Below are 25,276 nucleotides of genomic sequence, written 5' to 3'. Positions count from 1 at the left end.
ATTACGGTCACAGTAGAGCGGAAAGCATCGATACTAAGCCTGAGGCCATTGTTCCGCCTGCCGCTCCCTCAAGTATCGCCCGACTAGAGCGGAGACACTCCTTTACTATTGAAAGCTTGGGGGCAGGAGATGCGACCTGAGCGGATAGTGTTGCAAGTTCTGCCTTAAATTCCTCGCGCTTTGCCTCCGGCAACTCTAGATAGGGAATCGCTTTTTGAGCTGCGCGAATAAAATCTTGAACTGCTTCAACTGAGAAATTGCCAGCTTGAACTTGGGACGCTCCAGAAGAGTCTTGTTGAAACATGGAATTTTGCATGGAACCAATATTGTTGGTGATCTGATATGTAGTATTCGTTGCCTTTATTTTTTCATCAGTACTGAAACTCATACCATCCCCAACAATTCCTTTTTCCTCAAGCTCAAGCGCCCAATTAAGCACTTGGTTTCTAACACCCTCAAGAATTCCGTCCACCTGTGACCGAGACACCATTAAAGTTGGCTCGAGCGGAAACTCCATTGCACCCATAAGAGCATTTTTAACCGATTCTGAATAAGGCACCATCAGACTACCATTGCGATCATTTTCAGCGATAGATACGAGTTCGCCGATAGCCTGACCAATTCGCCTTCTCGCTAGCCTCTCCCCCATTTCGGCATCGCCGAAATGCATTGGTTGCCAACCATGATACGGGTTGAATACTTTGATTTGACCTTTTATCTCTCGATAACTGGGAATCTGGTCTTCGTCAGGTGGATAGCCAGATAACTCATGGTTGAGCCACTCCCCAATCTCAAGAGCTCCAAGTTTCCTAGAGACTACGACGGCTTTCCGGAGTAGATCCGAGACTGGCACGCTTCTATTCAGGGCATCCTGTTGAAGCTCAAGTACTAGACCGCTCATTCAATGTGTCCTTGTCATATAACACCAATCATCGTGCCGGCTGCATAATGCCGATGAACGGGCTGGCTGCATTTTCCGGATCTGCTTCTTTGGGTCGGAAGTCCTTCATCAGCGTAGACTAACATTCCTCGTTCGGCCATGAGCTGACCTACAGAGAAGGCTAATTAAACGCCTAGGCGCAATCATCGTGTTGGAACCGAAGCAGGAACCGGTCATCTGCAGCCCTAAGTTAGCCATCCGCAATCTCGGACCACCGAAGGAAAAACAAAAGGTAGGGGTCCCGAATATCGAACACATCGTTATCCCCATCCCATTCGACCACATTATCATTCGCGGAATCGTTTGCTATATTAGCTGTATGAAAACAAGCATTAGTTATACTTGATCCACTTGGCGAAGCGCCCTCGCATAGCGAACTAATCCTGTCGACCAGCGGCTGATACCTAAAATTCAAACGTGGAGGGTCGACAGATAACGCTTTAAGGAGAAGCCGATACACATCTCCTTGCCATCCGAATTTTGATATATATATCTTTCTATCCGAACCTCGTGTTTTAGGTCCATCTAGCATTTTTGTAGCTATCGAGCTGTAGTCTGTCGACGCTACAGTTCTACGGCAGATTTCTTCAAAGAACTCCTTTTCGTATGTTAAATCAGCCGGACTATCTGGGACATCTCTTATCCCTTTTTCAAGACAGGCATTTAAGCATAGGTATTGCATTAGCTGGGGCGAGCCTGCCGCTTCTTCGGCAAGATGATCGACAAGGCCATTCCTATACACGATATTAGCTTTATCGAACCCCTTGTAAGCTATTCTCTTAAGGAAGTCACTATTCCAATAATCAAAATCTATTGAAAAAAAGCGGCCCCGCAAGTCAGGATTGCTGCGAATAACATCGTCAGAATGGTATGGCACAGAAGCGCAAATAAACTTTACACCTTGCCTAATCGCTTCTTTTATTTGTTCAGCCAGGTCAGATTGGGTTGACTGCTCTATATAGTGAAAGTCGTCAATAAACACTACGAAATCTGTGCCCGCTAACTCTCGAATTAACAATTGTAAGAAATCAACAGCAGCTGTTTCCGACTCAGCTTGGCTGGTACCATAGCTTGCAGATGCAGATACCTCTCCCTTCGCTTTCGCTACGAGAACCCCCCCTTCACCGCCAGCCTTACCACCGATTGCTCCCGACTTCGTAGAGCTAGTATTGGAGCTCTTTTCAATGGGAGTTCCTATAATGTCGAAAACTCGCAGCCACAAATCGGAGGGGGTTTTCACGCCTGCCCCGGTTACTTGAATCAAATTCTCCTTTCCTAGTACATTTTCGACGAAGACAGTTTTTCCCGACTTGGAGGGGCCAGATATCGACACCAGCATTGAGCCGTCCTCAATGGTGTCCCTCAACTGATCTTCCTTGTCTTTCAGATGATCATCTATATAGGTCCAGACCGGAAATCGCCCTGGTGTAAAAATTTCTCTAATTCTCATTTCGCCCTCATATCAAAATTTTGGCTAGCGCTCGCTTAATTTATGAGCATTTGCGCGCTTTCCAATTGTTGCAGGCACAACCAATTATTATCGCTGTACAACACCAATGAAAGGGCCTACTGCCTTTTCCAACATGTCGGCTTTGGGTCGTTAGCTACCATTAACCTTCCACTCCATTGCCAAGCCAAGGTGCTAGCCCAAAGCGCCCCACCATTTCAGCTTACAAAAGAACACATACAACCAGCCTAGACGCTCGCTCAGCCCCACACCAGAGACCTATGTCAACGCAACGCAAAAAAACCGAGAGCCAGCGCAATGGCTGGCTCTCGGTGCTGATAACCGCTCCACTATCTCGCCGGTCAGCTAGCTCTCCATCGCGGCAAATGCTATGGCGATAGTGGGCGGCGCCGTGGGGCGGGCGTACATCGTTTTCAGGTACTCCCGCAGGCGCGGTGCGGCGTCGAGCAAGTTCTCTTCGTTGGCCCAGTCCAGGGTGTAGGCGGCGTTGAAGTCGGCGACGCTGAGCCGGTCGCCGATGAGGTACTCGCGCTCCTGCATGTGGCGTTCGAGCACCGCCAACATCTCCCTGCACTCCTGCCTGGCCTGGTTGACGTCCTGGGGCAGGCGCTTCTCGTCCGGGTAGAGGAAGGTGTGGCGGGCGATGCGCCACAGCGGCGGCTCGATCTCGGTCATCAGGAAGAAGATCCAGCGGTACATCTGGGCGCGTTCTTCCACAGCGCTGGGGATAAAACCCGCCTGTGGATATTTCTCGGCCAGGTAGAGCTGGATGGCGGCCGATTCGGTGATTATCTGGTCGCCGTCGACCAGCACCGGAACCCTGGCGGCAGGGTTGAGCGCGAGAAAGTCTGGCTGGAGGTGCTCTCCTTGCAGGAGATCCACCGGGACCTGTTCATACTCCAGGCCCAGCTCGTTGAGCAACCAGATAACACGCAATACGCGGGTCGGCGGCGTTCCGTAGAGTTTCATCATGTTCCGGCTCCATCGATTGGCAGGCATCTGCCGTTTCGCCTGTTTCCGGAACTCATCGAACGGGCGCGCGCGCTATCGACACTCCATAACGAGAAGAGCCAGCGAATGCGCTGGCTCTTCTGATGTCTCTCGCGGCCGGCCGCTCCGGGCCAGGCCTGACACGGCCTCGGCCGTTAGAGGTAGTAGTTATTGCGCAGACGGGGCGCATGCTGGCGGTAGGCCGCTTCACTCATCCGCTCGAGCAGGCGGTACGCGGCAGCGCCGATGCGCTTGATCAGCGGAGTGCTGGGTTGGGTGGCGACTGCACTGTAGGAAAGCGTCTGGGTGGTCATGGCTGGGTATCTCGGTTACTTCATGAGGATGCTAACAGTATACCCGCCATCTAGACTTTAGTCTAATTTATTCGCCTTTAGTCGCATTCACTCTGGCGGCTGCCCTGGGCAGCGCCGCCCAAAAAGCCGAGAGCCGGCTGATACGCCGGCTCTCGGTGTCTTGCGGCCCTTGTCGGGCAGATTCGCTGCGCTATGGCGGATCAGAAATCGAAGAACACGGTCTCGCCTTCACCCTGCAGCCTGATGTCGAGGCGGTAGCGTACCTTGCCGTCGGCCTCTTCGCGCTTGGCGATGAGGGTCTGGCGGCGGGTCGGTGATTCGATGCGGGAGAGCACCGGGCAGGCGGCGTTGGCCTCGGCTTCGTCCTCGAAGTAGAGACGAGTCTGCAGCTGGATGTTGATGCCGCGGGCGAAGATCGCCAGGTTGATGTGCGGCGCCATGAGCTGGCCGCTGGGGTGGGCCACCGGGCCGGGCTTGACGGTCTTGAGCGACCATTCGCTGCCGTGATCGAAGGTGGTGGCGGTGCGGCCGAAGCTGTTGAACGGCTTCTTGAGGTCGAACTCGGGCTGGTAGACGCCGTTGGCGTCGGCCTGCCAGGCCTCGAGGAAGGCGTCGCGCACCAGGTCGCCGTTGCCGTCGATCACGGTGCCGACGACTTCGATCAGCTCACCCTCGGCCTCGGGCTTGGCCATCTCGTTCCAGATCTCTTCGTCGCGGGTCGGGTTGCCCGCGGCGGCCAGGGCCAGGCCGATGTGCACGTAGGGCCCGGCGGTCTGGGAGGCGGTCTCGCGCAGCATCAGCTCGCTGGTGGGAACGCTGTTTGGCTGTTTCATCTCTGTTCCCTCCTTACTGATTTTCGAAGAAAGTCTGCAGCTCGCCGCGTACCACCAGGTCGAAGCGGTAGGCCAGGCAGTCCATGGGTTTGCTGCGTGCCATGTCGAGGCGTCCGATCATGGTCTCGACCGCGGCCGGATCCTTGATGGTGTGGACGATGGGGCACAGCGGAATCAGCGGATCGCCCTCGAAGTACATCTGGGTGATCAGGCGGGTGGAGATCGAGGGGCCCATCACCGAGACGTGAATATGCGAGGGGCGCCAGCTGTTGGGGTCGTTGGGCCAGGGGTACGGGCCGGGCTTGATGGTGCGGAAGCGGTACCAGCCCTGCTCGTCGGTCAGGGTACGGCCCACGCCACCGAAGCCGGGGTCGAGCGGGGCGAGGTAGCGGTCGTTCTTGTGGCGGTAGCGCCCGCCGGCGTTGGCCTGCCACATCTCTACCAGGGTGTGCGGCACCGGCTTGCCGAACTGGTCGACCACGCGGCCGAACATGATGATGCGCTCGCCCACCGGCAGGCCCGCCGCGCCTGCCAGCGAGGGGTCTTCACGGAAGTTGAGCAACAGGTCGTTGTCGTGGGGGCCCATGCGCAGGTGGCGGAAGTCGGGGCCGGTGAGTTCGGAAGCGGTGGCTTGCTGCATGCTGGCCAGGGCCTGCTGCGGCGAGCGGGGCACGCTGGTCTTGTAGCCGGGGGCGTAGGCCGGGGGATGCCAGTTACGGTCGCGCTCCACGAAGCGCTTGTTGTGATCTTGCATGGCGTGTCGTCTCTTGGGGAGAGTGGTCTTGTCCCGCCCAGTGTGACCTCTCGTCAAAGGCCCGCCAATTGACGACTCGGGCACCCATCATAACCACTGGGTTATGCTGCATCGCCGTTATGGAGGCGGCCTTCAGCTGCTCCCGGCGCCACGCTCGGCGCTCACTTCGCGCAGCACTTCGCAGAAGGCTTCCAACGCCAGCGAGGGCTGCATGCTGGCGTTGTAGCACAGCCCGACGGAGCCGCCGCGGGGTTCCAGTTCGATGCCGAGGCAACACAGCCGCCCCGTCTCCAGATCTTCGGCCACGGCCTCTTCAGGCACGACCCAGATGGCGTCGCTCTCCAGGGTGTAGTGACGACTGATGGGCAGCGAGAGCGTCTCCAGCCGCTGGCTCATCAGCGTCAGCGAGTGGCGCACGCAGAAGCTGTCGACCTGCTGGCGCAGGGTGGTCTGCAGGGGCGGCAGCACCCAGGGGAATTCGCCCAGCCGTTCGGCGGCGAGCGGTGTAATGCCGGCCAGTGGATGGTCGCGGCGCACGCACAGCAACAGCGGCTCGTAGTAGAGGTGCTCGAAGGTCAGGTCGCGGATTTCGCGGGCCTCGGTCATGCGCCCCACGACCAAGTCCAGCTCGCCGCGGCGCAGCCGCGAGAGCAGGAAGGCGCTGGAACCGGTCACCACGTTGACGCCCACCGCGTTCTGCCCGCCGGGTGCGGCGTGCCAGCGTCGGATGGCCTCGGGCAGCAGCCGGCTTTCCACCGTGGAGAGTGCCCCCACGCGCAGGTCGTGGACGCCGAGGTGCACGTCGCCGACCGCCGCCACGCCCTCTTCCAGCGCGCGCATGGCCGGCCCGGCATGACGCAGCAGGGTCAGGCCTGCCTGGGTCAGCGCCACGCCCTGGGGCGTGCGTTCGAACAGCGCCGCGCCGAGGCTCTCTTCAAGCTCGCGAATGGTCTTGGAAATGCCCGGCTGGGTGATCGCCAGCCGCTCGGCGGCCCGGGCGAAGCTGCGCTGGCGGGCCACCTCGAGGAAGGCCTGCAGATGGCGCAGCTTGATACGGGCGTTGAGCATGGGGTTTTCCTACTGGCGTGAGGCGAGCAGCCGTGGGGTGACGGCCATGGCAACCAGGCATATCAGCAGGGTTGGCAGAAAGGCCAGCGCCACGATTCCAGAGAGATCGTTGAGCCAGCCGCCGACCACGGTGATGCCGAATACCAGAAGGTACCCGAAGAACAGCATGCCGGCCATCAGCCGCGGCAACGCCTCGAGGCGCACCAGCCAGGCCGGCAGCGCCAGCACGAAGATGAACAGCGCACTGGTGAAGAAGCCGAACACGCCCGCCGCCCACACCACGTGGCTACCCGGCAGCCACAGCATCAGCGGCAGGGCCAGCAGCGCCAGGGCGGTGATGCCGATCAGCGGCCGGGGCCGCCCCATCAGCCGGTCGGCGTAGAAGATCAGCAGCGCCGAGGAGACCATCTGGGCGCCGTTGAGCGCCGTGAGGCTGGGCGCCAGCAGGTCGAGGCGGGCACTCGTCTCGAGCAGCGGCGGCAGGAAGACGTTGCCGGTGAAGTAGAGCGCCGCCGCCGCACCGAGCAGGGCCACCAGGCGCCACGTGCGGCCGTCGCGCACGTTGGGCAGGGTCAGGCTGGCGCTGCGGGAGCCGTTCGCCATGGCCGGAAGCTGCCGGCAGCCGACGATCAATCCCAGCATCAGCAGCGGCACTGGCACCACCCATAGGGAGAAGGCCCACTGCCAGTGAGCGCCGAGCCAGGCCACGGCCAGGGGGCCGGTGGCACCCGCCGCCAGCAGCTCGCCCACCAGCAGGCCGTTGGTGTATACCGCCGAGGCGCGGCCGATGCGACCGGGCGCCCACAGCTTGGCGAGAACCGGCATCGCCGTCTGCATGAAGGCGATACCCACCCCCATCAGCACGGTGGCCAGCATGAAGGCGGTAAAGCCCTCGGGCAGGCTGCGCAGCGCACTGCCCAATGCCATGACGGCGAGCCCCAGCAGCATGCTGGGCAGCGTACCGACCCGCGCCAGCAGCCAGCCGGCCAGCAGGGCACCGAAGGCCAGGGTGACCAGCGGCAGGCTGGTGGCGATCGCCACCTCGCTGCTGGTAAAGCCCAGCACCGCCTTGAGCTGGGGAATCAGCGGCGGCACCACCAGCACCGTGAGGCGCAGATAGAGCCCCAGACACCACAGCAGGCCGTAGGCCAGCAGGGCCTGACGCAGCTCGCTCGGCGGCGGTGTGGTGGTGTCCTGAGTCATGCCCTGCTCTCCTGATCCCTTCTGCTACGCCCATAAAGCCGAAACCGGCCAAAGGCCGGTTCGGATCATGCCATGCGGCACAGCTTATTAGCACTCTAACGAAAGTCTAGGGCTGCTCTCTACGCCGAAAGGTGGCCGATACCCAAGTAAGTATCAGGAGTATCAGGCATGGTGAGGTGGCTTGATCAGGCTCTCGGCAGGAATGCCGAACATGTCGTGTAGTTTCCAGACCATGGCGAGGGTCAGGTTCCGCTTGCCATTCAGGATCTCATAGACGCGATTACGACGACCAAGAGCGGGCTCGAGATCCTTGGGCGTGAGCCCCTGCTGTTCCATGCGAAACTTGATGGCCTCAATGGGATCCGGCAGGTCCACGGGGAAGTGCTTGGCTTCAAAGGCCTCGATCAGCGTCAGGAGGATCTCGAAGCGGTCGCCCTCCTCGGTGCCGGGCTCCGGCTCATTATCGAAATAGCCAGAAACTTCCCGCAGGGCGGCCTGATAATCGTCCTCGGTACGAATGGGGCGAATATCCATGGGTTACTCCATCTCTACGGTTTCGGCATCGACTTTGTCATATTCCGCGTGCGTGCCGATGAACTTGATGTAGACCGCGCCAAATCGGTAGGCAACAGCGACGATCAGTCGATAGTCGTTACCCTTGATATTGAACACCACACGCTTGTTGCCCACAGGACTGGCGCTGCGGTATTTAGCCTTGATGTCATGCGCATCTTTCCAGTCGGCATGCTTCACCTCATCGATCCAGGCTTCCAGTGACGCCTTGGCATCGGGGTGTTGCCGCCAAAAGTCACGCAGATACTTGATGGCGATGATCCTCATAACGCCAATGATGTCCCAATATGGGACCATGCGCAAGGCGAGTGGTTCCCTACGCTGCCCCACCACTCTACCAAATCATGGTGATGCCACTTACCCAGCCCCGGTTATACGAAGCTCACGAGATGAGCCAACGCATGGAAGACGCCAGACAAAGGCAGCCGTAGAAACCTTGCATCCCGAATATCGGTACGCCTAGAATTGGCCTCAATACACCCGCCAAGCCTATGTGGACTTCGGTCCTCACGCTCAAGTTGCGCGGGTTTTTTATTTCTCGTCACAAGAACGTGAACCGGGCAGGAAGGCTCGGACGACTTCCTGCCCTGCCCCAAGTCAGTCCAGCTCCTCGCCCCAGCCCAGCTCTTTCGCCAAGGCAAACGCATGGTTCGCCGCCGGTACCCCGGCGTAGATGGCCACGTGCATCAGTACCTGGCGCAGCTCCGCTTCGGAGAGGCCGATGCGCTTGGCGGTCTTGAGGTGCAGTACCAGCTCCTCGCGGCCCAGGGCGGCGAGGATGCCGGTGGTGATCAGGCTGCGTTCGCGGCGGGTGAGGTCGTCATTGCTCCACAGCTCGCCCCAGGCCAGCCGGGTGATCATCTGCTGGAAGGGGGCGTCGAGGCTGTTGGCGTTCCGGCTGGCGCGGGCGACGTGCTCCTCGCCGAGCACCTGCTTGCGGGTGGCAAGGCCGGTGGCGTAATCCACACCGCTGGACCCCACGTCGCCCAGCGACGGGGCCAGGAAGGCCAGCAGCTTCTCTGCGAACAGGCCAGGACACTCTACCGAGGGCACGTGGCCTACACCCTGCAGAATCTCGAGCGGGGCGCCGTCGAGCTCGGCGGCCAGCGCCTCCAGCGTGGCTGGCGGCGTGGCAAGATCCTCGCTGCCGCCCAGCAGCTGCACCTTGACGCCGGGGTGTTGCGAAAGCGAGCCAGCTAGCTTGCCGGTGAAGGCATGGCTGCCCAGCATCTCGCACAGCTGGGCGTAGGATTCGTCGTCGCCGCGGCCCATCTGGGTGCACCAGCCGGCCTTGAGCGCCGGCTCGGCATCGAAGCAGGCCGGCGCAAACCAGCGCGGCACGATCTCATCGGCCATGGCCGCCAGGCCTTCCTGACGGATGCGCCCGGCGCGGGTGCTCCACAGCTCCTGGTTGCCGATCACCGCGCCGGTATTGGTCAGGGTGGCCGAGAGCAGGCGCTCGGCGTGCTCGCTGATCAGCTGCTGGCCGACCACACCGCCGATGGAGGTGCCAACGAAGTGGAAGCGCGAGGCACCGGCATGCTCGGCCAGCGCCAGCGCCTCGGCGGCAAGATCGGCGGGAGTGATCGAACGCTCGCCCCAGGCCTGGCTGGCACCGTGGCCGGGCAGGTCCCAGGTCAGCACGCGGTAGCGCGGCAGCAGCGCCGGCAGCAGCTCATCCCACACCGCCTGGCTCATGCCCAGCGGATGCGCGAGTACTACCAGCGGCAGCGCCTCGGGGCCGAGCAGGCGATAGGCGACGCTGCGGCCGTCGACGTTCAGAAATGCCATATTCCTTCTCCCTGCAGTGCAACGGGAAAAGCCGGCGGTTCATCACCGCCGGCCCCGGTCATACTTTCAGTCTCGCTTATGTGCGCTCGATCAGGGTAGCGATACCCTGCCCCACGCCGACGCACATGGTGCACAGCGCATAACGCTTGCCGGTGCGCTGCAGCTCGTGAGCGGCGGTGAGCAGCAGGCGGGCGCCGGACATGCCCAGCGGATGGCCGAGTGCGATAGCGCCGCCGTTGGGGTTGACCCGCGGGTCGTCGTCGGCGAGCCCCAGGTCCCGCGTGCAGGCCAGAGCCTGGGCGGCGAAGGCCTCGTTGAACTCGAAGATGTCGATCTCGTCCATGGTCACGCCGGTGCGCTCGAGCAGCTTGCGTACCGCCGGCACCGGGCCGTAGCCCATGATGCGCGGCTCGACGCCGGCCGTGGCCATGCCGATGATGCGGGCCATGGGCTTGAGGCCATGTTGCTCCACCGCGGCCTGGCTTGCCACCAGCATGGCGGCAGCACCGTCGTTGACGCCGGAAGCGTTACCGGCGGTGATGCTGCCGCCCTCGCGGAACGGCGTCGGCAGCCCGGCCAGCTTCTCCAGGGTGGTCTCGCGCGGGTGCTCGTCGGTGTCGAACACCAGCGGCTCCTGCTTGCGCCGGGGGATCTCGATGGGCGTGATCTCGATGGCGAAGCGGCCCGCCTTCTGCGCGGCGGCGGCCTTCTGCTGGGAGCACAGGGCGAAGGCGTCCTGATCCTCGCGGGAGATGTCGAACTGCTCGGCCACGTTCTCGGCGGTCTCCGGCATGGAGTCGATGCCGTAGGCTTTCTTCATCAGCGGATTGACGAAGCGCCAGCCGATGGTGGTGTCCTCGATCTTCTGACCGCGGGAGAAGGCGCCGTCGGCCTTGCCCAGCACGTAGGGCGCGCGAGACATGGACTCCACGCCGCCGGCCAGGGCCAGCTCCATCTCGCCGGCCTTGATGGCGCGAAAGGCGGTGCCCACCGCGTCCATGCCGGAGCCGCACAGGCGGTTCATGGTGGTGCCGGGCACCGAGGTGGGCAGGCCTGCCAGCAGGGCGGACATGCGCGCTACGTTGCGGTTGTCCTCACCGGCCTGGTTGGCACAGCCCATGAAGACCTCTTCGATGGCGGCCGGGTCGAGATCCGGTGCCTCGGCCAGCACCGCCTTGAAGATGGTGGCGGCGAAGTCGTCGGGGCGCACGCTGGCCAAGGTGCCGCCGAAGCGGCCGATGGCGGTGCGCCGCGGATGGCAAAGGAATACGTCGGTCATCGTTCTCTCCTGTCCGGCCTACTGGCCACTATGGGCACGGGCGGTCCTGGCCTTGAGCTCGCGCAGGATGTCGAGTTCGCGGGTCGAGGGCTCCGGCGTGCTCTCCAGCGTGTCGGCGAAGCGGATCTCCCAGCCGGTGGCTTCGATCACATCCTCGCGGCTCACGCCCGGGTGCAGCGAGACCACCACCAGCTCCTTGGTGTCGAGGTCGGGCTTCATCACGCACAGGTCGGTGATGACCCGGGTCGGCCCCTTGCCGATATTGGGCACGCCGTCGCGGCCCTTGCCGTCGCGGCCGAAGCCCAGGGTGGTGACGAAATCGACCCGGTCGACGAAGGCACGCTTGGAGTGCTTCAGGGTGATGAACACCTCGCCGGCGTTGGTGGCGATTTCAGGCGCACCGCCACCGCCCGGCAGACGCACCTTGGGCTCGCGGTAGTCGCCGATCAGGGTGGTGTTGAGGTTGCAGTAGCGATCGATCTGGGCGGTACCCAGGAAGCCCACGTCGATCTTGCCGCCCTGCAGCCAGTAGCGAAACATCTCCGGCACCGCAACGGTGGTGAGCGCCGTCTCGGCCAGCTCGCCGTCGCCGATGGAGAGCGGCAGCACGTCGGGCTTGGTCTGCAGGGTGCCGGATTCGTAGATCAGCACCACATCGGGGGCATGGGTCAGGCGCGCCAGGTTGGCCGCCTCACTGGGCAGGCCGATGCCGACGAAGCAGGTCATGCCGTTCTCCAGGGCGCGAGCCGCAGTGACGGTCATCATCTCTGACGAGGTGTAGTCCAGGCCCTTATCGACGGTACTCATCAGGCGTTCCCCCCTGCATTCATGACGTTCTCTTCGATCCACCGGGTGAAGGTGTCGCGGTCGCGGGCGATGCCGTCCCACTCCTTGTAGAAGGCGTTGTTGCGCGGGTAGTAGCCGTGGGCATAGGAGGGCAGCGAGCCCTTCTCGGCCACGGCGATGGCGCTGATGGCCCAGCCCGGGATGATGCAGGCGTTGGGGTGATAGTCGGCCTGGGTGCGCAGGTCGTCGACGATCTCCTCGACGGTGACGATGCTGTGCTTCGCTGCCAGCACGGCTTCTTTCTGCACCCCGACGATGCCCTCCACCAGCACGTTGCCGGCGCGGTCGGCCTTCTGCGCATGCACGATGGAGACGTCCGGACGCACCGAGGGCACCGCGGCCAGGCGCTCGCCGGTGAAGGGGCACTCGATGAACTTGATCTGGTCGTTGACGCTGGGCAGCTCGCTGCCCACGTAGCCGCGCAGCACGGCCAGCGGCAGCCCGGCGGCGCCGGCCTCGAAGGCGCAGGCCATGGCGGCGTGACTGTGCTCGAGGATCTCGACCTTGTGCGGCCAGCCCTTCTCGACCGCATCGCGCAGGCGGTGCAGCGAACCCACGCCGGGGTTGCCGCCCCAGGAGAAGATCACCTTCCTGGCACAGCCGGCGCCGATCATCTGGTCGTAGACCAGGTCCGGCGTCATGCGGATCAGGGTCAGGTCACGCTTCTTCTGGCGGATCACTTCGTGACCGGCGGCGAAAGGAATCAGGTGGGTGAAGCCCTCCATGGCCACGGTGGCACCGTCTTCGACGTAGCGGGCCACCGCGTCATGCAGGCTCAGGAACTCGGCCATGATATGTCTCCTGGGCGCTCTCGCTGAAGTTCGAATAACGAACTTTGTTTTGTGATGCGAACAAGCTACCCCCGCAGTATTCCCGCCGTCAAATTCAAGGTGGTTGAAACAACACCTCAGGCAGCCAAGCCCGCGGCTAACCGATACTTTTAATAGATTGATATATCGAACAATAATTGAGAAAAGCGCGAGACTGGGCGCAACACCCTTCAGCCCGAACCACTACCAAGGTATAACCAAGACACCTACACCGCTGGTTTCAGTCAGAGGCCAGACCGAGGATCTCGCGGGCTTGCTGCCACGTCGCCACCGGGCGCTCGTACTTCTCGCACAGTGCGGCGGCACGCTCGACAAGGGCGGCATTGGAGGGCGCCAGGGTATCGCGGTCGAGCCGCACATTGTCTTCCAGGCCGGTACGGGTGTGACCGCCCGCGGCGATCGACCACTCATTCAGCAAAAGCTGGTTGGAACCGACGCCGGCACCGCACCACTGGGCATCCGGAGCCAGTCGCTGCAGGGTCTCGATGTAGAAGTCGAAGGTCGGCTTGTCCGCCGGCATGGCATTCTTGACCCCCATCACGAACTGGACGTAAAGGGGCGCCTTGAGCCTGCCCTGCCTGGAAAGCTGCACCGCTTGGTGAATATGCGACAGGTCAAAAGCTTCGATCTCTGGCTTCACGGCGTACTTGAGCATCTCCTCGGCAAGCCACTCCACCAGCTGCGGCGGGTTCTCGTAGACGCGGTTGGGAAAGTTGTTGGAGCCCACCGAGAGGCTGGCCATGTCCGGCTTGAGCGACAGCATGCCGCCGCGCTCCTCGCCGGCGCCGGAGCGGCCGCCGGTGGAGAGCTGAATGATCATGCCCGGGCAGTGCTTTTTCAGGCCTTCCATCAGGCGAGCGAACTTCTCGGGGTCCGAGCTCGGCGTCTGGTCGTCGTTGCGCACATGGCAGTGAGCGATCGTCGCCCCGGCCTCGAAGGCGGCCTGGGTACTCTCGACCTGCTCCTCGACAGTAATGGGAACAGCGGGGTTGTTTTCCTTGCGCGGCAAGCTGCCGGTAATGGCAACGCAGATGATGCAGGGATTAGACATGATGACCTCTCGAGGAGCCGGGGCGCAGCCAGACGTTGACGGATCAATGTCTGAGAAGATTTCCAAAAAGTTCGCATGACGAACTTAATTTTGCAATACGAACAATCTAGCGCCCTGTCTCTCTGCGGTCAAATCGGCAAGCGTGCAAAAAAACAAAGGGGAGGCCAGGCCTCCCCTCGTCGGGTGTCATCAATCGATGAGTTTTCAGCACATTATTCGCGCTGGAGCCAGACAGCAGCACGGCGCACCTGGGCTTGGCTACTACCAAGGTATAAAGAAGGATCGGTGGCCTGACGCAGCGCCTCCGGGCTCACCTGCCCTTGCAACTCAGGGTGAGCCTGCAGCGCATCGGCATAGGCCACGCCCTGCAGACGGGCCGTTTCGGCGGCCTCGGCGCTGATGCGCTTGGCCGCATCCTGCCCAAGCGTGGGCGCCAGCAAGCGCGATACCGGCTCGGCCATGATGCTGCCACCGGTCGCCGCCAGGTTGCGGCGCATGGCCTCGGGGTGCACCTCGAGGCCTTCGAGCAGCACGGCGGCCTGCTCCAGCGCCCCCTCCACCAGCAGCGCGCTGTCGAGCAGCGGCGTCCACTCGGCGTGCCACTCGCCCAGGCCGCGCTCCAGCGGCTGGGCCTGGGCGTTGAGGATCACCGAGACATGGCCGTGAACCTGCCGCGCCGCGCCTCGAATCAGTGCACAGCGCACCGGGTTGCGCTTGTGCGGCATGGAAGAGGACTCGCCCATGCCCTCGCCGCCGGGCTCGCTCACCTCGCCCACCTCGGTCTGGGTCAGCAGCGCGACGTCGAGCGCCAGCTTTTCGGCGGCACCAGCCGCGGCGTCCAGCGCGGTGGCCAGCGCATGGATCGGCTGGCGGTCGGTATGCCAGGGCAGTGCCGGGGCGCTCAGCTCGAGGCGCTGCGCCAGGGCATCCATCAGTTCCAAGCCCAGCCCGCTCGGATCGGTTTCATCCGATCCCTGCCCGTCCAAGCCCGGTCCATCCAAGCCCGGCCCGTCCAAACCAGAGTGAACGGCCACCGCACCACCGAACTGCACCGGCAGCTCGAGGGTGACAAGACGACGGCGCGCCTGCTCCAGGCCGATGCCCCAGTGCGCCACCTTGACGCCAAAGGTGACCGGCAGCGCCTGCTGCATCAGGGTGCGCCCTACCATCACCGTGGTCTCGTGAGCCTTCATCAGAGCGAGCGCGACGTTGCGACAGCGCCGCAGCAGCGCATCCAGCGCCGCCAAGCGCGGCTTTAACATCAGCATCAGCGCCGAGTCGACCACGTCCTGGCTGGTGGCGCCCAGATGGAAATGGCGCCGCAGCTCGGCGGGCAGTGCGGCGCGCGCCTGCTTGACGAAGGGGATCGCCGCGTTGCCGCCGCTGGCCACGCCGGCGCCAATGGCCGTGGTATCGAAGGCGTGCCCTTCGAGTGCCTGACGCATCTGCGCCGCCACACCTTCGGGCAGAAGGCCACGCACCTCCTGCACCTCGGCCAGGGCCAGCTCGAAGGCCAGCATGCCTGACACCATGGCCTGGGCATTGCACTCATTCAGCGCGGCTTGGCTCATGAAGGGATGCTGAAACAGGGCGTCGGACATATCATGCCTCCGGTAACATGTTTCCGGTAATAAGGGCGCGGACTCACGGCTTGGCCTTGCCAATCGCTCAGCCTATAGTCGAACAAGTGTTCGTGATTCGAACACTATGCTAGATTGGGTGCGACCCGGGAGCAACTCACGATAACGGAACGACAATGACACCAGAGGAAGAGGTTCTCAGCCCAGACGACCGCGACTTCGTGACCGCCCTGGCCAGCGGCCTCGAGGTCATTCTGGCCTTCGACGAGGCCAACCCGCGCATGACGCTCAGCGAAGTGGCGGCACGCACCGACATGAACCGCGCCCGCGCCCGGCGCTTCCTGCTCACGCTGCACGCGCTGGGTTACGTGAGGAAGCAGGGCCGTTACTTCGAGCTGGCCCCACGGGTACTGCAGCTCGGCTACGCCTTTCTCTCCGCCAACAACTATCGTAGCGTGATCCAGCAGGTACTGGAGGACATCACCGCAGAAAGCGGCGAATCCTCGTCCTTGGGCGTGCTCGACGGCGATGCCGTTACCTATGTGGCACGCTCCTCCGCTCCCCATCGGCTGATGGCCATCACCCTCTCGGTGGGCACCCGGCTGCCCGCGGCGCACACCTCCATGGGCCGAGCGCTGCTGGCTCAACTGCCCGACGCCGAACTCGATGCCTTCCTGGAGCGGGTCACCCTGGAGCGCCACACCGACAAGACCGTGACCGACAAGGCGACGCTTAAACAGTGCATTCTCAAGGTGCGCCAGCAGGGCTATGCCATCGCCGACCAGGAACTCGACTCGGGGCTGCGCTCGCTGGCGGTGCCGGCCTTCGACGCCAACGGCAAGCTGCTCGGCGCCATCAACATCAGCACCAATGCCGCCCGGGTCGATCTCGACACCCTGATGCGGGAATACTTGCCGCTGCTGCAACGAAAGGCCCGCGAAATTCGCGAAACGGTCAGCTGAGTGCGAAACCGCGGGCCTTGCCTGCCGCGAGGGTCAATGGGGCGATGCCCCGGCAGCCGGTGCATCACGTTCCAGGTGCGCGACCCAGGACGCGATGTCAGGCAACCCCGTGGCACTCGTCTGATAGAACTCGCTCATGTCGGGCAGCTCGTGGGCGATGCCCTTGTGGCATGTGATGCAGGTGGCCTCTCCATCGGCCAGGGTGGTGGAGTGCGCTTGCGCGGCCCGTGAGCTCTGCTGGGTGAAGTCCATGGACTCGAAGTCGTGGCAGTTGCGACACTCCAGCGAGTCGTTGGCCTCGAGCCTGGCCCACTCCCTTTCCGCCAGCTCGCGCCGCTTGTCCTCGAACTGCTCTTCGGTGCGAATGGTGCCGAAGATCCAGCCCCACACTTCCTTGGAGGCTTCCATCTTGCGCGCCATCTTGTGCGTCCAGCCATGGGGCACGTGACAGTCGGCACACTGGGCGCCGACCCCCGAGCGGTTGACGTCGTGGATCGTGCCCTGCATTTCACGATAGGGGTTGCGCTCCATCTCGTGGCAAGAGATGCAGAACTGTTGGGTATTGGTTGCCTCCACCGCGGTGTTGAAGCCACCCCAGAAGAAGATCCCGGCGATGAAGCCGCCAAGGGTCAGGAACCCCAGGCTGAAGTGCATGCTGGGGCGCATCAGGAGTCGCCAGTAAGTGGTCAGCCAGCGCTTCATTGGCCACCTCCCTCACGCTGCTCCTGAAGCATTTCTCCCAGCACCTGATCGACGTTGAGGAAGGTGTTGGGGACGATAGGACTGGCATCGGTCTGCGGCACGTGGCACTGGGTGCAGAAATAGCGGTCGGGCGACACCGCCGCCAGCACCTGCTGGTGGCGGTCGCGGAAGTGGCTGATGCTGACCATGGGCGCACCGGCCTGAACTGCGTGCTCGCGGCTGTGGCAGGTCAGGCAGCGATTGGCTCGGGCATCGACCTGATAGTCGCGGATGCCGTGGGGAATGACCGGCGGCTGCTCGGGGTAGTTGAGTACCTCGCGCCCCGCGTCCCGGGGCTCGCCGGCCAGTGGCGGTGCCGGGAGTGACTGGCTGAGGGTGCCGCCCGGCCGCAGGCCGTCCGGGGCCGAATCGTCCCGGCGCTCTTCGGCGATCACCAGGCCGGCAATGACCAGCGCCAGCGACAGACTGAGCATAGTGAGCCATTTCATTGCATTTCTCCTTCTGTCTCGGCCTCAGGCCAGGCTGACCAGTTCGAGACGAACCGCGCACTTCTTGAAGTCCGTCTGCTTGGAGATCGGGTCGGTGGTATCCAGCACCACGTTGTTGATCAGCCGGTTGGCATCGAAGAAGGGCACGTAGACCAGGCCCCGCGGCGGACGCACCCGGCCGCGGGTCTCGACCCGCAGGCGCACCTCGCCACGACGGCTGACCACCTTCACTTCGCTGCCACGCCGCATGCCCTCCTCGCGGGCATCCTCCGGATGCATGTAGAGCAGCGCCGCCGGCACCGCCCGATGCAGCTCCGGTACGCGACGGGTCATGGAGCCGGTATGCCAGTGCTCCAGCACCCGCCCGGTGGAGAGCCAGTAGGGATACTCCTCATCCGGGATCTCGGGGGGTGGCTCGTCGGGGACGGCAAAGATCAGCGCGCGGTCATCGGGCTTGGCGTAGAACTGCACGCCCTTGCCCTCCTCCACGTAGGGGTCGTAGCCCTCGCGATAGCGCCACAGGGTTTCCTCGCCGTCGACCACCGGCCAGCGCTTGCCGCGGTTCTGGTGATAGGTATCGAAATAGTCCAGGTCCTTGCCCTTGCCGCGGCCGAAGCGGGCGTACTCCTCGAACAACCCCTTCTGGATATAGAAGCCGAACGCCTCGGCCTCCTGATTGGCGTAGCCCTCCTCCATGTCCGAGAGCGGGTAGCTGTCGACCTGGCCGTTGGCGTAGAGCAGCTCGAACAGCGTCTTGTCGCGGTACTCGGGGGCGCTGTCGAGCAGTTCGCTGGGCCACACGTCGGCGACATCGATGCGCTTGGCGAGCTCCACCATCTGCCACAGGTCGGAGCGCGCCTCACCCGGGGCATTGACCAGTTGGTGGAAGAACTGGGTACGCCGCTCGGAGTTGCCGAAGGCGCCCTCCTTCTCGACCCAGGAGGCCGCCGGCAGGATCAGGTCGGCGGCCTGGGCCGAGGCCGTGGGGTAGATGTCGGAGACGATGACGAAGGCCTCTTCGTTGCGCCAGCCCGGCAGGATCTCCTGCTGGGTGTTGGGCCCGGCCTGCATGTTGTTGTTGACCTGGGTCCAGTAGACCTTGATCTCGCCGTCCTTGAGCTTGCGGCTCTGCTCCACGGCGTGAAAGCCCACTTTCTCGGGAACGGTGCCCTCGGGCAGCTTCCAGATCTCCTCCGCCTCGCGACGGTGCTCGGGGTTGGCGACCACCCGGTCAGCCGGCAGGCGATGGGCGAAGGTGCCCACTTCGCGCGCCGTGCCGCAGGCAGAAGGCTGGCCGGTCAATGAGAAGGGACTGTTGCCGGGCTCGGAGATCTTGCCGGTGAGAAGATGCAGGTTGTAGATCAGGTTGTTCACCCACACGCCGCGGGTGTGCTGGTTGACCCCCATGGTCCAGAAGGACATGACCTTGATGTCGGGGTCGGCGTAGAGCTCGGCCAGCCGCTCCAGGCGGCTCTCGGAGACCCCGGACTCGCGTGCCGCCCGCTCCAGGGTGAAGTCGGCGACGTGGTCGGCGAACTCGTCGAAGCTCATCTCCGACCAGCGGTTGGGCTCGTCGGCGTTGGCGGCGGCCTGCTGCAGCGGATGCTCGTCGCGCAGGCCGTAGCCGATGTCGTCCACCGCGCGCACGAAGTTGGTGTGATTCTCGACGAAGTCGCGGTCGACGCGGTCGGTCTGGATGATGTGGTTGGCGATGTAGTTGAGGATCACCACATCGGCGTTGGGCTTCATCACCATGGGGATGTCGGCCAGGTCGAAGCTGCGGTGCTCGAAGGTGGAGAGCACCGCCACCTGGGTATCGGGATAGGAGAGCCGGCGGTCGGTGACCCGGGTCCACAGGATCGGGTGCATCTCCGCCATGTTGGAGCCCCACAGCACGAAGGCGTTGGCGTGCTCGATGTCATCGTAGACGCCCATCGGCTCGTCGGAGCCGAAGGCGCGCATGAAGGCGAACACCGCCGAAGCCATGCAGTGGCGTGCATTGGGATCGATGTTGTTGGAGCGCAGCCCGGCCTTGAACAGCTTGCTGGCGGCGTAGCCCTCCCAGATGGTCCACTGGCCGGAGCCGAACATCGCCACGCTTTCGGGCCCATGGTCGCGAATGGCGGTCTTGAACTTGTCGGCCATCAGGTCGAGGGCCTCGTCCCAGGAGACCGGCTCGAAGTCGCCGCGTTTGTCGTAGACGCCGTTGCGCTTGCGCAGCATTGGCTGCTGCAGGCGGTCCTCGCCATAGAGGATCTTGGACAGGAAGTAGCCCTTGACGCAGTTGAGCCCTCGGTTGACCTCCGAGTGCATGTCGCCGTGGGTGGCCACGATGCGGTTGCCCTGGGTACCCACCATGACGCTGCAGCCCACCCCACAGAAGCGGCAGGGCGCCTTGTTCCAGTTCAGCCGTGTCAGCTCGGCATTGGTGATGAGATTGCTGGCAGCGGCGGGTATCGCCATGCCGGCGGTTGCCGCCGCCACGGCCACCGCGTTGGCCTTGGCGAATTCGCGACGCGTCATCTTCATGTCGGCACCCCTTCTGCAGTGGCTTGCGGTTGAATGGAATCGGCGAGCTCGTCGGCGCTGGCCGGGTCAAGCACCTGGTGATATACCAGCACCGCCCCCAGCACGCCCGGCCGCAGCTGCAGTGCATCGATCAGCTCGAGAATGCGCACCTCGCGCAGGCTCTCGACCACCACCACCAGCTTGCCGGAGGCATCTTCGGCGCTGACCTCGCACTCGGGTTGGGCGGCCAGCCATTGCGCCACTTCCTGGCGCTGCGCGGGCCGGGCATGCACCAGCAGGCTGGCGATGTGCAGGGCTTCATTCGGCATGGGCCATCTCCTCACTTGTCATTGTGATGGCATGGTTGGGGCACTGGGCCTGGCAGGCACCGCAGCCGGTACAGGCCTCGCGGTTCAGCCGCGGCGTGGGCGGGCGCCCCAGTTGAGGGGAAAAGGTGATGGCTTGCCAGTCGCAGGCGTCCTGACAGCTCTGGCAGTGAATCTCGGCCAGGGCCAAGCAGTGGTTCTCGATACGGGCTCGCCAGGCAAAGGCCGGGCGGCGGGTATCGAAAACGTCTTCATCGCAGGCGTCGACGCAGGCGCGGCAAAGGGTGCAGCCCTCCTGGTCGAAGCGGATTTCAGGGTAGCCTCCGCCGCCATGGAACAGCACCCGCTCGGGGCAGGCCTCGATACAGGCCGCGCAGCGCACGCATTGATCGGTGAAGTCACGGTCGGTCCAAGGTGGCCGCTGGATCGGGCCGTGTCCGCCAAGGGAGCGAAAGAACTGGCGACGTGTCTTGTTATTATCCGTCCTGGGCATACGGTCCTCAGCTCGGAGGCCCGGGAGGACCGGCGAAGGTCTGGTAGATCCATACCGAGAAGCCGAAACTGCCCACGACGGCTATGGCCAGCATCGGAAACAGCAGGATGGCAATGAAGAGGAAGAGCTTGAACTCCTTCTTTTTTCGTTCTGCCGGCGCCATGGTATCCGGGTCTTCCATACTAATCCCCTAATAACCCGCTAGTTGTCGTTGTACCTCCTGTTGTCAGAGTAGCTAATATTCCAGCATCCCAAGCGCTTGTTACAAAAAGAAACGAATCGGACCCGCCGTTGGCGGGCCCGACTCGTCAGTGGCAGATCATCCCAGGGTGGCTTCACGCCTTGGCAGCTGACTTGATCAGCGCGTCCAGCGCCGCCAGGTAGCCCTGGCTGCCGAGGCCGGCGATAACGCCGTCGGCGCGCAGCGAGACATAGGAGTGGTGGCGGAAGCTCTCGCGCTTGTGCACGTTGGATAGATGCACCTCGATCACCTTGCCGTCGAAGGCGTTGAGGGCATCGAGAATGGCCACCGAGGTGTGGGTATAGGCGGCGGGGTTGATGATGATCGCCGCCGTGCCGTCCTCGCGGGCAGCGTGGATGGCGTCGATCAGCCCGCCTTCATGGTTGCTCTGCAGCGCCTTGATGTCCCAGCCGTTGAGGGCGGCTTTTTCGTAGAGCGAGTTGTTGATGTCGTCGAGGGTCTCGTGGCCATAGATCTCCGGCTGGCGTGTGCCCAGCAGGTTGAGGTTGGGGCCATGCAGTACCAGAACCTTGTTCATTGCGCTTTCTCTTTACTGAAGGGGTTGAGCGTCCAGCCTCACGCCTGCGGTTCGAGCAGCCGCTGCCAGGCATCGATCACGACCTTGCGGTGCGCAGCGAAGTCTTCCTCGCGCCCGCGGGCGGCCTCTCGGGTCAGCGAGGCCCGGTGGGCCGCACTGCGCAGCGCCAGGTAGGCGTCGCGCAGGCGCTGGCACTCCTCGGCAGGCAGACGCCCGCTGCTCTCCAGGGTTTCCAGGATGCGCATGTTGTCGCTCCAGCGCAGCAGCTCCGGGGTCTCGTGACCCATGGCGAGCACCGCGAACTGGCACAGGAACTCGATGTCGACCATGCCGCCGGGGTCGTGCTTGAGGTCGAACTCGCCTGCCTCGCTCTTGCCGCCCAGGTGCTCGCGCATCTTGTGACGCATCTTGACCACCTCCCCACGCAGCGCCTCACGGTCGCGCTCGCGGCCGAGGATTTCGCAGCGCACGTCATCGAAGCCTTCGGCCAGGCACGAGTGCCCCGCGACCACCCGAGCCCGAACCAGCGCCTGGTGCTCCCAGGTCCAGGCCTCACGGCGCTGATAGTCAGCGAAGGCCTCGAGGGTGGTGACCAGCAGGCCGGCGTTGCCCGAGGGGCGCAGGCGCATGTCGACCTCGTAGAGGGTCCCGGCCGGCGTCACCGCGGTGAGCAGGTGGATGACGCGCTGACCCAGGCGAGTGAAGAAGACCGGCGTGTCGATGGGCCTTGCGCCGTCGGTTTCGCTTTGGGCATCGGCGTCGTGAATGAAGACCAGGTCGAGATCGGAACCGTAGCCCAGCTCGATGCCGCCCAGCTTGCCATAGCCGACGATGAGGAACTCGGGTTCGGCTCCGGCCCGACTGCCGTCGCGCCGCAGTGGGTAGCCATGCTTGCGCACCAGGTGGCGCCAGGCCATGGCCAGCACCGCCTCTAGCAGCACTTCGGCGATATAGGTGAGATAGTCACTGACCTTCATCAGGTGCCGGGTACCGGCGATATCGGAGGCGGCAACGCGCAGCACATGGGCGTGCTTGAATACGCGCAGGGCCTCGAGCTGGGCCTCCTCGTCATCCTCGGGTAGGCGTCCCAGCGACTGGCGCAACTCATCGGCCAGGCGAGCCTTGTCGGCGGGGGTATAGAGGGTTTCCGGTGTCAGCAGTTCATCGAGCAGGATCGGATAGCGGGCGAGCTGCTCGGCGATCCAGGGGCTGGCGCTGCACAGCTCCATCAAGTGACTCAGCGCCTCGGGGTTCTCGCGCAGCAATGCCAGATAGGCAGTGCGCCGCAGGACCGACTCGATCAACGGCAGCACCCGCTCCAGCGCACTGTCGGGAGTCTCGCTTTCGGCCACGGCATCGAGCAGCAGCGGCATCAGCGCTTCCAGGCGGTCGTAGCCGATGCGCTGCATGGACTGCACCTGACGCGACTGACGCAGCCCGACAAGGCGTCGCAGGGCGGTCTCGGTCTGATCGAAGCCGGCTTCGGCCAGCAGCGCCAGCGCCTCCTGCTCCTCGAGCTCGTCGCACCACAGGGCGCGCCAGTCGTCGAGTGAGAGCCGCTCCTCGCCGCCATTATCACTCGCCTCTTCGACCTCTTCCTCAGGATCTGCGATCACCGCATCGAAGTGCTGACGCACGCGCTCGCGCACCTCTTCGAGCCTTGCCACCACCGCCGGCCAGTCCTCCATCTCCAGCGCCAGGGCGACTCGCTCCCGGTCGAGGTCGTCACCGGGCAGGCTCTGGGTCTGGCGATCCTCCAGCGCTTGCAGCACATGCTCCAGGTCGCGCAGGAAGACGTAGTCGGGTTCGAGCTCATCGACCACGCCTTGCGGCAGCAGCCCCAGCGGCGGCAGGCGCGACAGCGCGGTACGCAGCGAGGTGACCTGCAGCTCGGTGTCACGGCCACCACGGATCAACTGGAAAGCCTGGACCACGAACTCCACCTCGCGGATGCCGCCGGGGCCAAGCTTGATGTTGGCCTGCATGCCCTTGCGCTTCACTTCACGATTGATCAGTGCTTTCATCTCACGCAGCGATTCGATGGCACCGAAGTCGAGGTACTTGCGATAGACGAAGGGCCGCAGGTTACCGAGCAGCTCGGCGCCGGCCTCCAGGTCGCCGGCAACGGTGCGCGCCTTGAGCAGGGCATAGCGCTCCCACTCCCGGCCCTGATCCTGATAGTAGGCGGCAAGCGAGGAGAAACTGCCCACCAGCGGCCCGCCCTCGCCCAGCGGACGCAGGCGCATGTCGACGCGAAAGGCAAAGCCGTCGGCGGTTACCGCATCCAGGGCGGCGATCAGCTTCTGGCCCAGCTTGGTGAAGTACTCCTGATGCTCGAGTGACTTGCGTCCGCCCTCGGTCTCGCCCTGCTCGGGATAGGCGAAGATCAGGTCGATATCCGAGGAGAGGTTGAGCTCGCCGGCACCGAGCTTGCCCATGCCCAGCACCACCAGGCGCTGTTCACGGCCGTCGCTGCGCGCCGTCGGGCGACCCCAACGCGGCTCGAGGTGCCGCTCGAGCCAATCCAGGGCGCCTTCCAGGCACACCTCGGCGAGCGTCGAGACGGCGCCCGCCGTTGCCCACATGTCGATTTCCGGCGGGCGGGTCAGGTCGCGCCAGACGATGCCCAGCATGCGCGCCCGGCGGAAACGCCGCAGGGCAGCGTGCAGGTCCGCCTCATCTTCCACCCCCTCCAGCCGCTCGGCCAGCCAGGCTGCCAGGATATCGGCCCCGGGCGCCGTCTCGAGCTCGCCGCTGGCATCGAGATGCAACAGCCAATCGGGATAGCGCACCAGCGTATCGAGGACGAAGTCGGAGATGACCAGCACGCGGGCAAGCTGGCACCGCCGCTCTCGGTCGAGTGCCAGCCAGTTTTCCGAAGGACACTCCTGGCCGGTCATCTCGGCCACGTTATCGGCCTGGGCCAGGCTCTCGTCCAACCGCTGCCGGGCCTTTTCCAGGGCAGGCAGCAGCGCAGGGGCTAGATCGTCGTCGGGCAGGAAGTCATCGGGGATCGGCATGGGCAACGCGCCTTGTCGCAGCGAGAGTGCCTCCAGCATATCGAAGGGGCGGCGCGGCGGCACCCCCGCAGTGTCACTCAGCCAAAGAACTTGTCCCAGCCCAGCAACCCCCAGGTCAGGCCGGCGATGATCAGCGTTACCATCACCGCGGCAGAGCCGATATCCTTGGCCCGGCCCGACAGCTCATGGTGCTCGGTACCGATGCGGTCCACCACGCTTTCGATGGCACTGTTGATCAGCTCCATGGCGAGCACGAGAAGGCAGCTGCCCACGAGCAATATCCACTCCACCGGACCCGAGCCGACCCACCATGCCAGCGGCAGCATCACCACACACAGGGCCAGCTCCTGGCGAAATGCCGTCTCATGGCGGTAGGCGAACCTGAACCCCTTGATCGAGTAGCCCGTGGCATCGATCAAATGTCGCCATCCGGTACGTTCTGGTTTCATCGTCTCGCTATCCTTATCAGCAGGTGATG

Annotated in this window: 26 protein-coding genes; 1 reads left to right on the top strand and 25 read right to left on the bottom strand. The window is 63.5% G+C overall.

The features are described 5' to 3' along the window. Positions 1 to 7: 7 nt before the first annotated feature. The 16 genes from H1D44_RS16765 to H1D44_RS16690 all read right to left on the bottom strand — a co-directional run bounded on the left by H1D44_RS16765 (position 8) and on the right by H1D44_RS16690 (position 15,541). Positions 8 to 901 (bottom strand): AbiTii domain-containing protein, encoded by an 894-nt coding sequence (locus H1D44_RS16765; protein ID WP_181516102.1) that lies wholly within the window; start codon positions 899 to 901, stop codon positions 8 to 10. Between the two features lie 229 nt (positions 902 to 1,130). Next, a complete protein-coding gene (locus H1D44_RS16760) occupies positions 1,131 to 2,390 on the bottom strand; it encodes an ATP-binding protein (RefSeq protein WP_181516100.1) in 1,260 nt (419 codons plus the stop codon). A gap of 363 nt (positions 2,391 to 2,753) precedes the next feature. Continuing rightward, entirely contained in the window at positions 2,754 to 3,380 is a 627-nt protein-coding gene (locus H1D44_RS16755; protein ID WP_181516098.1) for a glutathione S-transferase family protein, read from the bottom strand. Between the two features lie 173 nt (positions 3,381 to 3,553). After that, positions 3,554 to 3,712 (bottom strand): hypothetical protein, encoded by a 159-nt coding sequence (locus H1D44_RS16750; protein ID WP_181516096.1) that lies wholly within the window; start codon positions 3,710 to 3,712, stop codon positions 3,554 to 3,556. 200 nt (positions 3,713 to 3,912) lie between these two features. Beyond that, complete coding sequence (pcaG, locus tag H1D44_RS16745; RefSeq protein WP_181516094.1) at positions 3,913 to 4,545, bottom strand: protocatechuate 3,4-dioxygenase subunit alpha; 633 nt, start codon at positions 4,543 to 4,545, stop codon at positions 3,913 to 3,915. A gap of 13 nt (positions 4,546 to 4,558) precedes the next feature. Continuing rightward, complete coding sequence (gene pcaH, locus H1D44_RS16740; protein ID WP_181516092.1) at positions 4,559 to 5,299, bottom strand: protocatechuate 3,4-dioxygenase subunit beta; 741 nt, start codon at positions 5,297 to 5,299, stop codon at positions 4,559 to 4,561. 132 nt (positions 5,300 to 5,431) lie between these two features. Continuing rightward, positions 5,432 to 6,367 carry a pca operon transcription factor PcaQ gene (gene pcaQ / locus H1D44_RS16735; protein ID WP_181516090.1) on the bottom strand — a complete coding sequence of 312 codons (936 nt, stop codon included), beginning with the start codon at positions 6,365 to 6,367 and terminating at the stop codon, positions 5,432 to 5,434. A gap of 9 nt (positions 6,368 to 6,376) precedes the next feature. Next, positions 6,377 to 7,570 carry an MFS transporter gene (locus H1D44_RS16730; RefSeq protein WP_181516088.1) on the bottom strand — a complete coding sequence of 398 codons (1,194 nt, stop codon included), beginning with the start codon at positions 7,568 to 7,570 and terminating at the stop codon, positions 6,377 to 6,379. Between the two features lie 162 nt (positions 7,571 to 7,732). Continuing rightward, the gene (locus H1D44_RS16725; protein WP_010627502.1) at positions 7,733 to 8,104 is read right to left on the bottom strand and encodes a helix-turn-helix domain-containing protein; all 372 of its coding nucleotides are present in this window, start codon (positions 8,102 to 8,104) and stop codon (positions 7,733 to 7,735) included. 3 nt (positions 8,105 to 8,107) lie between these two features. Then, the gene (locus tag H1D44_RS16720; protein WP_181516086.1) at positions 8,108 to 8,410 is read right to left on the bottom strand and encodes a type II toxin-antitoxin system HigB family toxin; all 303 of its coding nucleotides are present in this window, start codon (positions 8,408 to 8,410) and stop codon (positions 8,108 to 8,110) included. 330 nt (positions 8,411 to 8,740) lie between these two features. Continuing rightward, the gene (locus H1D44_RS16715) at positions 8,741 to 9,934 is read right to left on the bottom strand and encodes an alpha/beta fold hydrolase (RefSeq protein WP_181516084.1); all 1,194 of its coding nucleotides are present in this window, start codon (positions 9,932 to 9,934) and stop codon (positions 8,741 to 8,743) included. A 76-nt stretch (positions 9,935 to 10,010) separates the two neighbouring features. Next, the gene (gene pcaF, locus H1D44_RS16710; RefSeq protein ID WP_181516082.1) at positions 10,011 to 11,213 is read right to left on the bottom strand and encodes a 3-oxoadipyl-CoA thiolase; all 1,203 of its coding nucleotides are present in this window, start codon (positions 11,211 to 11,213) and stop codon (positions 10,011 to 10,013) included. Positions 11,214 to 11,231: 18 nt separating this feature from the next. Beyond that, positions 11,232 to 12,020 (bottom strand): CoA-transferase subunit beta, encoded by a 789-nt coding sequence (locus H1D44_RS16705; RefSeq protein ID WP_181516080.1) that lies wholly within the window; start codon positions 12,018 to 12,020, stop codon positions 11,232 to 11,234. Continuing rightward, positions 12,020 to 12,850 carry a CoA transferase subunit A gene (locus tag H1D44_RS16700; protein ID WP_181516078.1) on the bottom strand — a complete coding sequence of 277 codons (831 nt, stop codon included), beginning with the start codon at positions 12,848 to 12,850 and terminating at the stop codon, positions 12,020 to 12,022. Before H1D44_RS16700 ends, H1D44_RS16705 begins: the two co-directional genes overlap by 1 nt. 259 nt (positions 12,851 to 13,109) lie before the next feature. Further along, positions 13,110 to 13,940 (bottom strand): 3-oxoadipate:acetyl-CoA acetyltransferase, encoded by an 831-nt coding sequence (locus tag H1D44_RS16695; RefSeq protein ID WP_181516076.1) that lies wholly within the window; start codon positions 13,938 to 13,940, stop codon positions 13,110 to 13,112. 212 nt (positions 13,941 to 14,152) lie between these two features. Next, on the bottom strand, positions 14,153 to 15,541 hold the full coding sequence (locus H1D44_RS16690) for a class-II fumarase/aspartase family protein (protein WP_181516075.1): 1,389 nt from the start codon (positions 15,539 to 15,541) through the stop codon (positions 14,153 to 14,155). A gap of 155 nt (positions 15,542 to 15,696) precedes the next feature. Between H1D44_RS16690 and H1D44_RS16685 the strand changes: the two genes are divergently transcribed. Continuing rightward, positions 15,697 to 16,482 carry an IclR family transcriptional regulator domain-containing protein gene (locus H1D44_RS16685; RefSeq protein ID WP_181516074.1) on the top strand — a complete coding sequence of 262 codons (786 nt, stop codon included), beginning with the start codon at positions 15,697 to 15,699 and terminating at the stop codon, positions 16,480 to 16,482. Between the two features lie 33 nt (positions 16,483 to 16,515). Here H1D44_RS16685 and H1D44_RS16680 read toward each other — a convergent pair whose 3' ends face one another. The 9 genes from H1D44_RS16680 to H1D44_RS16640 all read right to left on the bottom strand — a co-directional run bounded on the left by H1D44_RS16680 (position 16,516) and on the right by H1D44_RS16640 (position 25,247). Next, positions 16,516 to 17,184 (bottom strand): NapC/NirT family cytochrome c, encoded by a 669-nt coding sequence (locus H1D44_RS16680; protein ID WP_181516073.1) that lies wholly within the window; start codon positions 17,182 to 17,184, stop codon positions 16,516 to 16,518. Next, the gene (locus H1D44_RS16675) at positions 17,181 to 17,672 is read right to left on the bottom strand and encodes a nitrate reductase cytochrome c-type subunit (RefSeq protein WP_181516072.1); all 492 of its coding nucleotides are present in this window, start codon (positions 17,670 to 17,672) and stop codon (positions 17,181 to 17,183) included. Before H1D44_RS16675 ends, H1D44_RS16680 begins: the two co-directional genes overlap by 4 nt. 24 nt (positions 17,673 to 17,696) lie before the next feature. Further along, on the bottom strand, positions 17,697 to 20,201 hold the full coding sequence (napA, locus tag H1D44_RS16670) for a nitrate reductase catalytic subunit NapA (RefSeq protein WP_181516071.1): 2,505 nt from the start codon (positions 20,199 to 20,201) through the stop codon (positions 17,697 to 17,699). Continuing rightward, positions 20,198 to 20,509: a chaperone NapD gene (locus H1D44_RS16665; protein WP_181516070.1), complete on the bottom strand. Its 312-nt coding sequence runs from the start codon at positions 20,507 to 20,509 to the stop codon at positions 20,198 to 20,200. The genes napA and H1D44_RS16665 overlap by 4 nt, the downstream gene beginning before the upstream one ends. Further along, entirely contained in the window at positions 20,499 to 20,999 is a 501-nt protein-coding gene (napF, locus tag H1D44_RS16660) for a ferredoxin-type protein NapF (protein WP_181516068.1), read from the bottom strand. Before napF ends, H1D44_RS16665 begins: the two co-directional genes overlap by 11 nt. A gap of 7 nt (positions 21,000 to 21,006) precedes the next feature. Then, complete coding sequence (locus H1D44_RS16655; protein ID WP_181516066.1) at positions 21,007 to 21,180, bottom strand: periplasmic nitrate reductase, NapE protein; 174 nt, start codon at positions 21,178 to 21,180, stop codon at positions 21,007 to 21,009. A gap of 154 nt (positions 21,181 to 21,334) precedes the next feature. Then, positions 21,335 to 21,778 carry a type II 3-dehydroquinate dehydratase gene (aroQ, locus tag H1D44_RS16650; protein ID WP_181516063.1) on the bottom strand — a complete coding sequence of 148 codons (444 nt, stop codon included), beginning with the start codon at positions 21,776 to 21,778 and terminating at the stop codon, positions 21,335 to 21,337. Positions 21,779 to 21,816: 38 nt separating this feature from the next. Further along, entirely contained in the window at positions 21,817 to 24,798 is a 2,982-nt protein-coding gene (gene glnE, locus H1D44_RS16645) for a bifunctional [glutamate--ammonia ligase]-adenylyl-L-tyrosine phosphorylase/[glutamate--ammonia-ligase] adenylyltransferase (protein WP_181516061.1), read from the bottom strand. A gap of 77 nt (positions 24,799 to 24,875) precedes the next feature. Continuing rightward, a complete protein-coding gene (locus H1D44_RS16640) occupies positions 24,876 to 25,247 on the bottom strand; it encodes a diacylglycerol kinase (protein ID WP_181516059.1) in 372 nt (123 codons plus the stop codon). Positions 25,248 to 25,276 lie beyond the last annotated feature (29 nt).

It is taken from the genome of Billgrantia kenyensis (assembly GCF_013697085.1).
Taxonomy (GTDB): Bacteria; Pseudomonadota; Gammaproteobacteria; order Pseudomonadales; family Halomonadaceae; genus Halomonas; species Halomonas kenyensis.
Note: the sequence above shows the minus strand (reverse complement) of the source record. Positions and strands in the feature narration are given on the sequence as shown.

Bases quoted from the DNA above. Each gene is read 5' to 3' on its own strand.
- napF (WP_181516068.1), bottom strand. From the start codon at position 20,999: ATGCCCAGGACGGATAATAACAAGACACGTCGCCAGTTCTTTCGCTCC.
- H1D44_RS16695 (WP_181516076.1), bottom strand. From the start codon at position 13,940: ATGTCTAATCCCTGCATCATCTGCGTTGCCATTACCGGCAGCTTGCCG.
- H1D44_RS16655 (WP_181516066.1), bottom strand. From the start codon at position 21,180: ATGGAAGACCCGGATACCATGGCGCCGGCAGAACGAAAAAAGAAGGAG.
- H1D44_RS16715 (WP_181516084.1), bottom strand. From the start codon at position 9,934: ATGGCATTTCTGAACGTCGACGGCCGCAGCGTCGCCTATCGCCTGCTC.
- H1D44_RS16640 (WP_181516059.1), bottom strand. From the start codon at position 25,247: ATGAAACCAGAACGTACCGGATGGCGACATTTGATCGATGCCACGGGC.
- H1D44_RS16730 (WP_181516088.1), bottom strand. From the start codon at position 7,570: ATGACTCAGGACACCACCACACCGCCGCCGAGCGAGCTGCGTCAGGCC.
- pcaH (WP_181516092.1), bottom strand. From the start codon at position 5,299: ATGCAAGATCACAACAAGCGCTTCGTGGAGCGCGACCGTAACTGGCAT.
- pcaF (WP_181516082.1), bottom strand. From the start codon at position 11,213: ATGACCGACGTATTCCTTTGCCATCCGCGGCGCACCGCCATCGGCCGC.
- H1D44_RS16765 (WP_181516102.1), bottom strand. From the start codon at position 901: ATGAGCGGTCTAGTACTTGAGCTTCAACAGGATGCCCTGAATAGAAGC.
- H1D44_RS16705 (WP_181516080.1), bottom strand. From the start codon at position 12,020: ATGAGTACCGTCGATAAGGGCCTGGACTACACCTCGTCAGAGATGATG.
- pcaQ (WP_181516090.1), bottom strand. From the start codon at position 6,367: ATGCTCAACGCCCGTATCAAGCTGCGCCATCTGCAGGCCTTCCTCGAG.
- H1D44_RS16690 (WP_181516075.1), bottom strand. From the start codon at position 15,541: ATGTCCGACGCCCTGTTTCAGCATCCCTTCATGAGCCAAGCCGCGCTG.
- H1D44_RS16750 (WP_181516096.1), bottom strand. From the start codon at position 3,712: ATGACCACCCAGACGCTTTCCTACAGTGCAGTCGCCACCCAACCCAGC.
- H1D44_RS16680 (WP_181516073.1), bottom strand. From the start codon at position 17,184: ATGAAGCGCTGGCTGACCACTTACTGGCGACTCCTGATGCGCCCCAGC.
- napA (WP_181516071.1), bottom strand. From the start codon at position 20,201: ATGAAGATGACGCGTCGCGAATTCGCCAAGGCCAACGCGGTGGCCGTG.
- H1D44_RS16665 (WP_181516070.1), bottom strand. From the start codon at position 20,509: ATGCCGAATGAAGCCCTGCACATCGCCAGCCTGCTGGTGCATGCCCGG.
- H1D44_RS16675 (WP_181516072.1), bottom strand. From the start codon at position 17,672: ATGAAATGGCTCACTATGCTCAGTCTGTCGCTGGCGCTGGTCATTGCC.
- glnE (WP_181516061.1), bottom strand. From the start codon at position 24,798: ATGCCGATCCCCGATGACTTCCTGCCCGACGACGATCTAGCCCCTGCG.
- aroQ (WP_181516063.1), bottom strand. From the start codon at position 21,778: ATGAACAAGGTTCTGGTACTGCATGGCCCCAACCTCAACCTGCTGGGC.
- pcaG (WP_181516094.1), bottom strand. From the start codon at position 4,545: ATGAAACAGCCAAACAGCGTTCCCACCAGCGAGCTGATGCTGCGCGAG.
- H1D44_RS16725 (WP_010627502.1), bottom strand. From the start codon at position 8,104: ATGGATATTCGCCCCATTCGTACCGAGGACGATTATCAGGCCGCCCTG.
- H1D44_RS16720 (WP_181516086.1), bottom strand. From the start codon at position 8,410: ATGAGGATCATCGCCATCAAGTATCTGCGTGACTTTTGGCGGCAACAC.
- H1D44_RS16755 (WP_181516098.1), bottom strand. From the start codon at position 3,380: ATGATGAAACTCTACGGAACGCCGCCGACCCGCGTATTGCGTGTTATC.
- H1D44_RS16700 (WP_181516078.1), bottom strand. From the start codon at position 12,850: ATGGCCGAGTTCCTGAGCCTGCATGACGCGGTGGCCCGCTACGTCGAA.
- H1D44_RS16685 (WP_181516074.1), top strand. From the start codon at position 15,697: ATGACACCAGAGGAAGAGGTTCTCAGCCCAGACGACCGCGACTTCGTG.
- H1D44_RS16760 (WP_181516100.1), bottom strand. From the start codon at position 2,390: ATGAGAATTAGAGAAATTTTTACACCAGGGCGATTTCCGGTCTGGACC.